Origin of the sequence: Clostridium sp. UBA5119, from assembly GCF_002414285.1 — a bacterium.
Classification (GTDB): domain Bacteria; phylum Bacillota; class Clostridia; order Clostridiales; family Clostridiaceae; genus Clostridium_J; species Clostridium_J sulfidigenes.
The window spans coordinates 1-9742 of sequence record NZ_DHYX01000018.1 but is presented as its reverse complement, the minus strand read 5'-3'; the positions used below and the strand labels follow the sequence as shown (position 1 = coordinate 9742).

The 9742-nt window shown below is 29.2% G+C and carries 11 protein-coding genes; 10 read left to right on the top strand and 1 reads right to left on the bottom strand.

The annotated features are described in order from the left end of the window. The 9 genes from B2671_RS02775 to B2671_RS02735 all read left to right on the top strand — a co-directional run. Positions 1-638: permease prefix domain 1-containing protein (locus B2671_RS02775; RefSeq protein ID WP_346869049.1), on the top strand; the 638-nt coding region annotated here is incomplete at its 5' end. 12 nt (positions 639-650) lie between these two features. Further along, complete coding sequence (locus tag B2671_RS02770; RefSeq protein ID WP_346869048.1) at positions 651-1184, top strand: hypothetical protein; 534 nt, start codon at positions 651-653, stop codon at positions 1182-1184. Positions 1185-1294: 110 nt separating this feature from the next. Next, the gene (locus B2671_RS02765; RefSeq protein WP_346869047.1) at positions 1295-1822 is read left to right on the top strand and encodes a hypothetical protein; all 528 of its coding nucleotides are present in this window, start codon (positions 1295-1297) and stop codon (positions 1820-1822) included. Between the two features lie 235 nt (positions 1823-2057). Beyond that, positions 2058-2762 (top strand): hypothetical protein, encoded by a 705-nt coding sequence (locus tag B2671_RS02760; protein WP_346869046.1) that lies wholly within the window; start codon positions 2058-2060, stop codon positions 2760-2762. Between the two features lie 28 nt (positions 2763-2790). Continuing rightward, positions 2791-4101 carry a UDP-N-acetylglucosamine 1-carboxyvinyltransferase gene (murA, locus tag B2671_RS02755; RefSeq protein ID WP_346869045.1) on the top strand — a complete coding sequence of 437 codons (1311 nt, stop codon included), beginning with the start codon at positions 2791-2793 and terminating at the stop codon, positions 4099-4101. A gap of 146 nt (positions 4102-4247) precedes the next feature. After that, on the top strand, positions 4248-5357 hold the full coding sequence (spoIID, locus tag B2671_RS02750) for a stage II sporulation protein D (protein WP_346869044.1): 1110 nt from the start codon (positions 4248-4250) through the stop codon (positions 5355-5357). A 137-nt stretch (positions 5358-5494) separates the two neighbouring features. Then, positions 5495-6187: a M23 family metallopeptidase gene (locus B2671_RS02745; RefSeq protein WP_346869043.1), complete on the top strand. Its 693-nt coding sequence runs from the start codon at positions 5495-5497 to the stop codon at positions 6185-6187. A 121-nt stretch (positions 6188-6308) separates the two neighbouring features. Continuing rightward, the gene (spoIIID, locus tag B2671_RS02740) at positions 6309-6563 is read left to right on the top strand and encodes a sporulation transcriptional regulator SpoIIID (RefSeq protein ID WP_035135408.1); all 255 of its coding nucleotides are present in this window, start codon (positions 6309-6311) and stop codon (positions 6561-6563) included. A gap of 96 nt (positions 6564-6659) precedes the next feature. Further along, a complete protein-coding gene (locus tag B2671_RS02735) occupies positions 6660-7694 on the top strand; it encodes a rod shape-determining protein (RefSeq protein WP_346869042.1) in 1035 nt (344 codons plus the stop codon). 330 nt (positions 7695-8024) lie between these two features. On the opposite strand, the gene yyaC is transcribed toward B2671_RS02735, so the two are convergent. Continuing rightward, positions 8025-8555, bottom strand: coding sequence for a spore protease YyaC (gene yyaC / locus B2671_RS02730; protein WP_346869041.1), 531 nt, complete (start codon positions 8553-8555; stop codon positions 8025-8027). Positions 8556-8652: 97 nt separating this feature from the next. On the opposite strand from yyaC, the gene B2671_RS02725 reads away from it, so the two are divergent. Beyond that, positions 8653-9303 (top strand): hypothetical protein, encoded by a 651-nt coding sequence (locus tag B2671_RS02725; protein WP_346869040.1) that lies wholly within the window; start codon positions 8653-8655, stop codon positions 9301-9303. Positions 9304-9742 lie beyond the last annotated feature (439 nt).

Here is a 9742-nt window from a genome sequence, read left to right as displayed (position 1 = left end):
ATTTAAGTATTAAGTTAAAGAGAAAAATAAATAGATACTTAAGAAAGCTCTTTAGTTCAGCTTTTGAAGATACATTAGAAGTTAAGGACTTAAAGGAAGAATTAAAAAGTTACATTATAACTGAAGTTAGTGATTTAGTGGAATCAGGTAAATCAGAGGAAGAGGCTTTTGAAATAGCTAAGAATAATATAGGCAATAATTCTGACTTTGAGGAAGGAATATCAGGTATATTTAATAATACTAAATATTTATTTATCCTTAAATCTAGTTATGTAAGTGTGCTTATATATATAATTATTCAATTACTTGTGAGACTAAAAATTATAGGTCTTATAGATATATCAAATTATAACATTAGAATCATATCTAAATTTAGTTTTATAGTATTTATAATAGGAACTATAATATTTTTTATATGGACCTTTATGAATTTTATTTTTACAAGTCGTACTATTAAGTTTAAGATTCAAGCTATTGTTATAAATATCTTAAATATATTCATCAGTATGTTATGGATTATGGCTTCTAAAGGGATAGTCAATGTTTTTAGAGTAGAAAAAAGTTATTATATAGCATTATTTTTAGATATGATATTGTATTTTTTTATATATTCAAAGAAAGTATTTAAATTTAAGTAAATAGGGGGTATTATGAAAAATAAATTACTAAACATTTTTACTATGATATTTATAGTCATAGGTACATTAGTTTTATCAGGATGTAATTCAAAAGAGGATAAGGCAGAAGATACAATAAGAGGATTTGTTGAGAAGCATTATGTAGCAGATGAAGAAGAGGTAAAAGCATATGGCGAATATGTTAAAAATGGTTATGGAATAGGAGATAAGTTAACAAAAGCTGATAAAGAATTTGCTGAATATTTATCTGAAAAAGGATTTGAGGTATATAGGACAGATGGATATTTTTACAATAGATTAAAAGAACTTTATGCTAAAAATTGTACTTTAGAAATAGAAAATTTAAAAATAATTGAAAAAGAAAAATCTGAGGATATGAGATGTTTTAATGTTTCTTTTGATTGGATTATCAAGAATGATGAAGATGAGATAGTAAAGGAACATAAAGTAGATAAAGATATGTATCTTTCAAAAGAAAATGGACAGTGGCTTATAAATGGATATAATAGATTTGAAATTATATATACTGATTTCGTGATGTGGTAGTATTCATAAAATATATATTATATGATATAAAATTTTTTCATTAAAGTAGTTTATATCTTTGTTATAATTAAAAATTTTATTTAAAATTAAATATATTTTGGAGGGAAATCATGAAAAGTAAATTACTAAACATTTTCATTATCACATTTTTAGTAATGTCATCATTAGTTTTAGCTGGATGTAATTCAAAAGAGGTTAAGACCGAAGATATAATAAGAGGATTTATTGAGAAGCATTATGTTGTAGATAAAGAAGATATAGAGATGTATCATAAATATGTAACTAAAGGATCTGTACCTGGAGATAAGCTGTCAGAAGATACAAAAGAATTTGCTGAATATATGACGGAAGAAGGATATAACGACTATGAAGCTAGTTTAATTTTTTCACATAGATTAAGACAACCTTACCTTAAAAAGTGTACTGTGGAAGTGGAGAACCTAAATATAAAAGAAAAAGAAAAATCCGATGATATGAGGCGGTTTAATATTTCTTTTAATTGGATTATAAAGAATGATAAAGAGGAAACTGTAAAAAAACATGAAATAGATAAGGATATATATGTTTCTGAGGAACAGAGTAATTGGTTAATAAATGAGAATAACATTTTTGAAATTTTAGATGAAAAAGACTTTTAATTTATAATTCAAAAAATAAAAAGATAATTTATGTTAATTCGTAAATTATCTTTTTATTTTCTACATTATTATGTTAAAAAGCAAGTTATTTATGAACACATTTTAAAAATTGCTATATATTATTAGTATAAACAAAATATAACTTATTACATTATATGTAAATATGAATAAAAAAAGTGAAAAAGTTAATGATTTAATATAAGTGGATTTATTCTTATTTTAAGGTGGGATATGTATGAAGTTATATAGTAAGTTATTAATTGTGGTGATGTTCACATTAAGCATATTAATTATAAGGGATAAAACCTTTTATGGGAAGAGTGAAGAGGATATGTTTAGTGGAATATTAAATAGTGTAAATGCTTCTACTGAGGAATATGTAGTGGAAGGCAGGTTTTATAGTGGAGAAAGTAAAGAAAGTATATATGAAACTATAACAACTAATATAGAAAAGGCTATGGGACAAGTTTACCAAGAAGTTAATAAGGACTTAAGTTTTAAAATAGATTATAACCATGAAGAATATGATGGAAGGATTTCAATAGCTGATTACGGTAAAGGATATAATGTTGTACTAAGAATTTCTATTTGTAAACCTAATTTAGATATTGATGAAGAAAAAACTGTAGAAAAGAAAATTAAAGAAATTTTATCCCCAATTAGTAGTAAGGTGGAATACTCGCTATATGTAAAAAGTAAAATCTTAAATGGCACAATAGATGAAACAAGAGATGTGATTTTAAAGCAATTATATTTAAATAAAGCACAAAATATTGATGAAGTAGAAATAAGTAATGGATATAGTATTATAAGTAATACAAATTTATACGATAAAGAAATAATACTAGGTGAGGAGATAGATTTTAACTGTGCTATAGTTAGATATTCCTCAGGATGCTATTTAATAATGGGGACACCTGTAATCAGGATAACATACTAAGAAATAGCATTTTAAATGGAGGATTAACATGAGTAAATTTTATATAAATGGAAGCAGTAGATTAAAAGGGAGTGTAAACATAAGTTCAGCCAAGAATGCTGTATTACCAATACTAGTGTCCACTATATTAACAGATAGTGTATCAACTATCAATGGATCACCTATGCTAGAAGATGTATTTGTACTATGTGAGGTATTAAGATCTCTTTCAGCAGAGGTTAATATAGATATAGATAATAATAAAATTGATATTAATACAAAAACCTTGAAATATGAAGGTGTAGATAATGACTTAGTAAGAAAAATGAGAGCGTCTTTCCTAGTTATAGGTGCTATGGTAGCTAGATTTGGAAAGGCAAAAATTTCTCTGCCTGGAGGATGTAAAATAGGATCTAGACCTATAGATTTGCATTTGAAGGGACTAAAAGCTTTAGGAGCAACAATTAAAGAGGAACACGGATATGTTGAAGTAGTTGCAGAACAATTAGAAGGTAACACAATTTATTTAGACTTCCCATCTGTTGGAGCCACAGAGAACTTAATGATGGCTGCAACTCTTGCTAAAGGAGATACTTTTATAGAGAATGCAGCTAAGGAACCTGAGATAGTAGATTTAGCTAATTTTTTAAATAAAATGGGAGCTAAGATTCAAGGTGCAGGAAGTGGTAAGATATGTATAACAGGAGTAAAAAGATTAGAAGGAGTTTCGTATACACCTATATTTGATAGGATTGAAGCAGGAACATTTATAATAGCAGCACCCATTACAAAGAGTAAAATTACAATAGAAGGTGTAGATGAAGAACATCTCAAGTCAGTGATTGCTAAATTGCGTGAAATGGGTGTTAAGATTGATGTATTCGGAAATAAAATTGTTGTAGATGGAGATGTAGAATTAAAACCCACAGATATTATGACTATGCCTCATCCAGGATTTCCAACAGACATGCAATCACAAATGATGGCCCTCGTCTTGAAAGCTGGCGGCACATCCGTGATTACAGAAACCGTGTTTGAGAATCGNNTATTAAGTATTACTCCTGGAAGAAGCAGTGTGACAGAAACTATATTTGAAAATAGGTTTATGCAGGTGGCAGAGTTAAGAAGGATGGGAGCTAATATTAATGTTAACGGAAGAATTGCAACAATAGAAGGTGTTAAAGAGCTTACAGGAGCTGAAGTAGTAGCACCAGATCTTCGAGCAGGAGCAGGACTGGTTTTGGCAGGTTTATGTGCTAAGGGTGAGACTATAATAGATCACATATACCATGTAGATAGAGGATATGTAACAATAGAGGATAAACTCAATGACCTAGGCGCAGAAATAACTAGAATATAATTATACTTTATATAGCTCAGCTTTTAATTTAAGGCTGGGCATTTTTATATTTGCAAAATTATAAGCATATTACCATAAATATAATAATAAATATAACTAAGTCTATCTAGTATAGAAGACAAGTTTATTTATTAGGAGGAAGAAAAGTGAAGTACTATGGGAGGATTAAAATAAATTTTAATTATGATAAAGCTATAGTTATTATTAAACCAATATTGATGGTAGCTATTTATTCAGCAGTATTACTAGGATTTCTAATATTATCCTATAAATTGATATTAGGTGAAGGAGGTAATATAGGTAAAAAAGGAAATGACTCATCACAGGCTATAGAAGTGATGCAATCTAAAAATAAAGGTGAGAAATCAAATAAGGGCATTTCCTTTAAGCTAGATGTAGATACAATAAAGGTTTATTTGACAAAGGAAAATAGGATTATAGAAGTGCCTTTAGAAGAATATATTAAGGGCGTAGTATGTAGTGAGATGCCATTAAACTTTAATAAAGAGGCTTTGAAGGCACAAGCTATAGCAGCAAGGACATATACCTTAGCTCATACAAAAGCTGTATCAAGTGGATGTGCCAATGGAAGAGGAGCAGATTTGTGTGATACTGTTCACTGTCAGGTATATACACCTAAAGAAGTAAAAATAGATCAATTAGGTATAGGTGGAGAAAATAAATGGAAACTAGTTGAAGATGTGGTGAATGAGACTAGAGGACAGGTATTAACATATAATAATGAATTAGTATTGGGGGCTTATTATTTCTCTACAAGTAGTGGAAAAACTGAAAATGTTGAAGATGTATTTTCTACAGCACTACCTTATCTTAGAAGTGTTGAAAGTTTAGGTGAAGATATTGCACCAAGATATAAAAGTACAGAAACTATAGACATAAACAGATTTGCGCAAGTGGTTAATAGCAGTTATAGTAATGCAAATTTATCACCTGTTAATCTAGAAGATCATATTAAAATAAATAATTATACAGATGGTGGGTCAGTGAAAGAAATAACCCTTGGCAATGTTACTATAACAGGGGTTAAATTTAGACAGTTGTTTGGATTGAATTCCGCTAACTTCTCTTTAGAGTTTTTAAATAATCAAGTTGTTATAAATTGTAATGGTTTTGGTCATGGAGTAGGTATGAGTCAATGGGGAGCTAATGTAATGGCTAGCCAAGGCAAGAGTTGTGAAGAGATTTTAAAACATTATTATACAGGTATTGAAATAAAAAATATTAATAAAGATTAGAAAGAAATAGGGCTTTTGCCCTATTTTTTTAGTTTTTAGCAAAAAAATATGAAAAAGATGAGATAAATAAGAAAAAATTTTTCTTATAGTGTATTAATTTCCCAATAAACGTCCACAATACTGATGGAGGTGTTTTTATGAACAATAAACTTAACAAAGTGAAGCAATTTTTCAAAAAAGAAGGCTTCTATGTAATTTTATTTGTTTGTCTATGTGCTGTTGCTACAGTTGCAGCTGTAACAGCTGGAAGAAATAACAATAAGAATTCTGAAGAAGATAAAGTAGCATTAGAACAAACAGAAAAAGAAGTTGTAACTCAACCAGAAAAACCTGAGAATGCACTACAAGTTAAAGAGGAGCTTGAGCCAGTACCAACAGTTAAGAATAATGATACTGCAGCAGTTTCATCTCAAACTAAAGTTAGTTTTAAAAATCCAGTAGAGGGTACTTTAGGTAGAGCATATTCTGAAGATCCAGTATATTGGGCAACAACTAAGAGTTATAAAAATCACTTAGCTATGGATGTTAAAGCCGCAGAAGGTTCAGCAGTTGTAGCAGTAAGTGCTGGAGTGGTTAAAAAGGTAGATGCAAATACAGAAGGTACCTATGTAGAAATAGACCATCAAAATGGACTAACTACAATATGTGGAAATCTTAAAGAACAGGTTCTAGTTAAAGCAGGAGATAAAGTTACAGCTGGTCAAGAAATAGGAGCTGTAGGTAAAACTACAAACCTTGCATATGAGGAATATGGAGATTATCTTCACTTCCAAGTATTACAAGATGGAAAAGAAGTAGACCCAGCTAAATATGTTAGTTATAAGAAATAACTAAAATAAAATTAATATTCTTGCTAGTTTTTAAACTTTAAAGTAAAAGGCTAGCAAGAATGTAATTTAAATAAGGAAGTTAGCATATTTATAATTATAGAAGGGTTAAGGAGGTAACGCTTTGAAAGACTATATTGAAGATAGAGTACTAGAAGTAGCAAAATATATAATAGAATCCGAGGCTACAATAAGAAAAACAGCGTCGGTATTTGGTGTAAGTAAAAGTACAATTCATAAGGATATGACTGAGAGATTACCTAAAATAAATGCTCAAATAGCAGAGGAAGCAAAAAACATCTTAGATCTAAATAAAGCTGAAAGACACATTAGAGGTGGAAAAGCTACTAAAATGAAATATAAAACAATTGAAGGTTAGGTAGAATAGTAATATAATAGGTGTATATTGTTTTAGTAAATATTGTATAGTATTTCAATAAGAAGAAAATACTAGAGAGCAGGAGTGAATTTTAAGATGTTTTTTTTCGGTGTAGGAACAGATATGGGAATAGACCTAGGTACGGCTACAGTACTAGTTTACACAAAGGGTAAGGGTATAATACTAAAGGAACCTTCAGTTGTAGCAATAGATAAAAGTGCCAATAAGGTCTTAGCAGTAGGTGAAGAAGCTAGAAAAATGATAGGTAGGACGCCAGGAAATATTGTTGCAATTCGTCCACTTAGAGATGGGGTAATATCAGATTATGATGTTACAGAAAAAATGTTAGAGCACTTTATAAAAAAAGCTTGCGGTAAGAGAAAGATGTCAACACCAAGAGTTGTAATGTGTGTACCATGTGAGGCTACTGAAGTGGAAAGAAGAGCTGTTGAGGATGCGGCAAGAAATGCAGGAGCTAAAAAGGTTTTATTAATTGAGGAACCTTTGGCAGCAGCTATAGGAGCAGGGTTAGACATAACTAAAGCTAGTGGTAATATGGTTATTGACATAGGTGGAGGTACCACCGATATAGCAGTAATTTCTTTAGGAGGAATGGTTGTAAGAGAGTCTATTAAAGTTGCTGGAGACGATTTTGATGATGCTATAATTCGTTACATAAGGAAAAAGCATAAATTAATGATTGGAGAAAGAACAGCAGAAGAACTTAAAATAAACATTGGATGCGCATATCCTAAAAATGAGGATATGAAGGCAGAGATAAGAGGAAGAGATCTTATAACTGGACTACCTAAAAATATCACAGTTTGTTCTAGTGAGATGGAAGAGGCATTAAAAGAAGCTGTTACTTCCATAGCTGAATGTGCACATTCTGTACTAGAAAAAACACCACCTGAACTGGCTGCAGATATAGCTGATAAAGGTATAATAATGACTGGTGGAGGCGCTTTATTAGATGGATTAGACAAACTCATTGAAAAAGTTACTAATGTACCAGTATATGTAGCAGAAGATTCAGTATCTTGTGTAGCTGTTGGAACAGGAAAAATGCTTGACTATGTAGATAAGTTAGACGATTCATTTACAGGATATAATGTTTCAATAAATAGTTAAGATGTACAAGTTAGAATATAAAACCTATATTTTAAATTATGTAAATAAGTTTATATGATGTCCAACAATAGAAGTTAAAAATAAAGGTTATATAAATATAAAAATGTGATTTAATATACCTACTATGCAAAAAAATATTTGTATAGTAGGTATATTTTATTTTGTATCATTTCTAGTTGTTGTAAGGAACTCATTTTCTATGAAAGAGAGAGTTAATAAAAATTATAATTCTATCTTCGAAATTAAGGGTTGTTAAAAAGATTTTAATAGTATAAATAGTTAAATAAGTCCACGTACCGTATATAATATCTAGGCGATAATTACTCATTATTAATCACATAATGAGTTGAGATAATACCCATGAACAAGTCCTTGGGTTATTACTTTGGATATTTCCAAAATTAGGTTTAATCGTATATTTCTACTTGTAAAGGGTTCGTCAATATCGCTAGAATCGACAATACCTATTATTGATATATCACCTACAGGGGAAAGAGATTTACCAACACCTTTTCCAGGATTAATGGGGTAATCTCGAACTTGTATCTGGCCAATTTTATTAGGAGGACCAAGACAAGCATCGATACCAATAATTTTAGAATCTGGATGTTTTAATTTTATATCCGATAGTTTACTATCTAAATTTAATGCGTGTATAGGATTAGCTATAGTTCCATAGACTGGCAATGGAAAAAATTTTTCTTCTAACATGCTACCAATAAGAGGACCTAAGCAGTCTCCAATGCATCTATCAGTTCCTATACAAACAATAATTGTGTTTGCATTTAATTCATCTTTTAAAAAGTTGGATAAGGTATAATAACCTAATGAATCTTTGTAATGAATCTTAACTTTGCTCACAGAAACACCTCCATATGAATTTATATGAAGCAACTTAGGTATAAATTCTAAAAAATATGGAATAATTTAGATAGTTTTTATTTAAGGAGGATATATTATGAATAGAAAGGAATATTCTGTGATAATAATTCTATATACAATAGTAAATATAATAGCGTTAGTAAGCTTTAATATAAGTAATGAAAACTTAGATTATAAAGAGGAAAATAAGGTTATAGCTAAAACCGGTGAGAAAGCTGAAAATTATAATAAAGAAATTACTACTGGTATAGAAAAGGAGAATATGGATGTAAATACTTCACAGGATTTAATTAAAGATAATGAGATTAATGAAACTATTGTATTAGATGAAGAATTAGAAAAAAGAAGAATTCAAGCAAATAGAGAAAAGCAAAATCAACTAAATGAAATGTATAAGAGTGATTATGAAATAGTTAAAATTGATGAAATAGAGTTTGATAAATATAATAAGCAGGTTAAGGAAAAAAACAAAGTAATGAAGGTACCACCAGAAGAATTAATAGATGAGTTAACAATTTCGGAGAAGGCAAAGATAATAGGAATATGTAAAGAGTTGGATGAAGAAGACTATTCAGAGATAAACGAATTCCTTACTTATAATAATGAACGATTAGCTGTATTAAGAACTCTCAATGTCATAGAGCGTAAGGTAGATGAAGAGCAAATAGAAGAATTAAAGAAGATATTTTCTAAATATATAGATATGAACAAAGTAGAAGGAAATTAATTATATAAATAACTATTTAAATATAAACTTATGCTTATAGTTCTCTAGGAAAATAGATATCTAGTTTCCTAGAGAATTATTAAAATAGAGAACTATAAAAATAGTTGTTGTATTCATGCGGGTTTCAGGTATTATTATGTAAGAACTAAATTAAATATATTGAAATGATAGTTTATTATTAATGCTTTTAATTAGTATAATGCTTTAAATTTAAGTGACGAAATACCTAAAATGAAAAAATTATGATTAATTGAGAAAAAACAATAAAATTTTTATAAAAATATTGAAAAAAGGGGTTGAAAAAAAATCAATATAATTGTATACTAAGTCTTGTCAGTTTAGTGACATTTTTATTTATGTAAAAGATTGGAAATTAGTTCAGGTCAAGCTACTGTGAAAATCTAGTTATATTAAAATTATGGAGGAGTTCCCGAGTGGC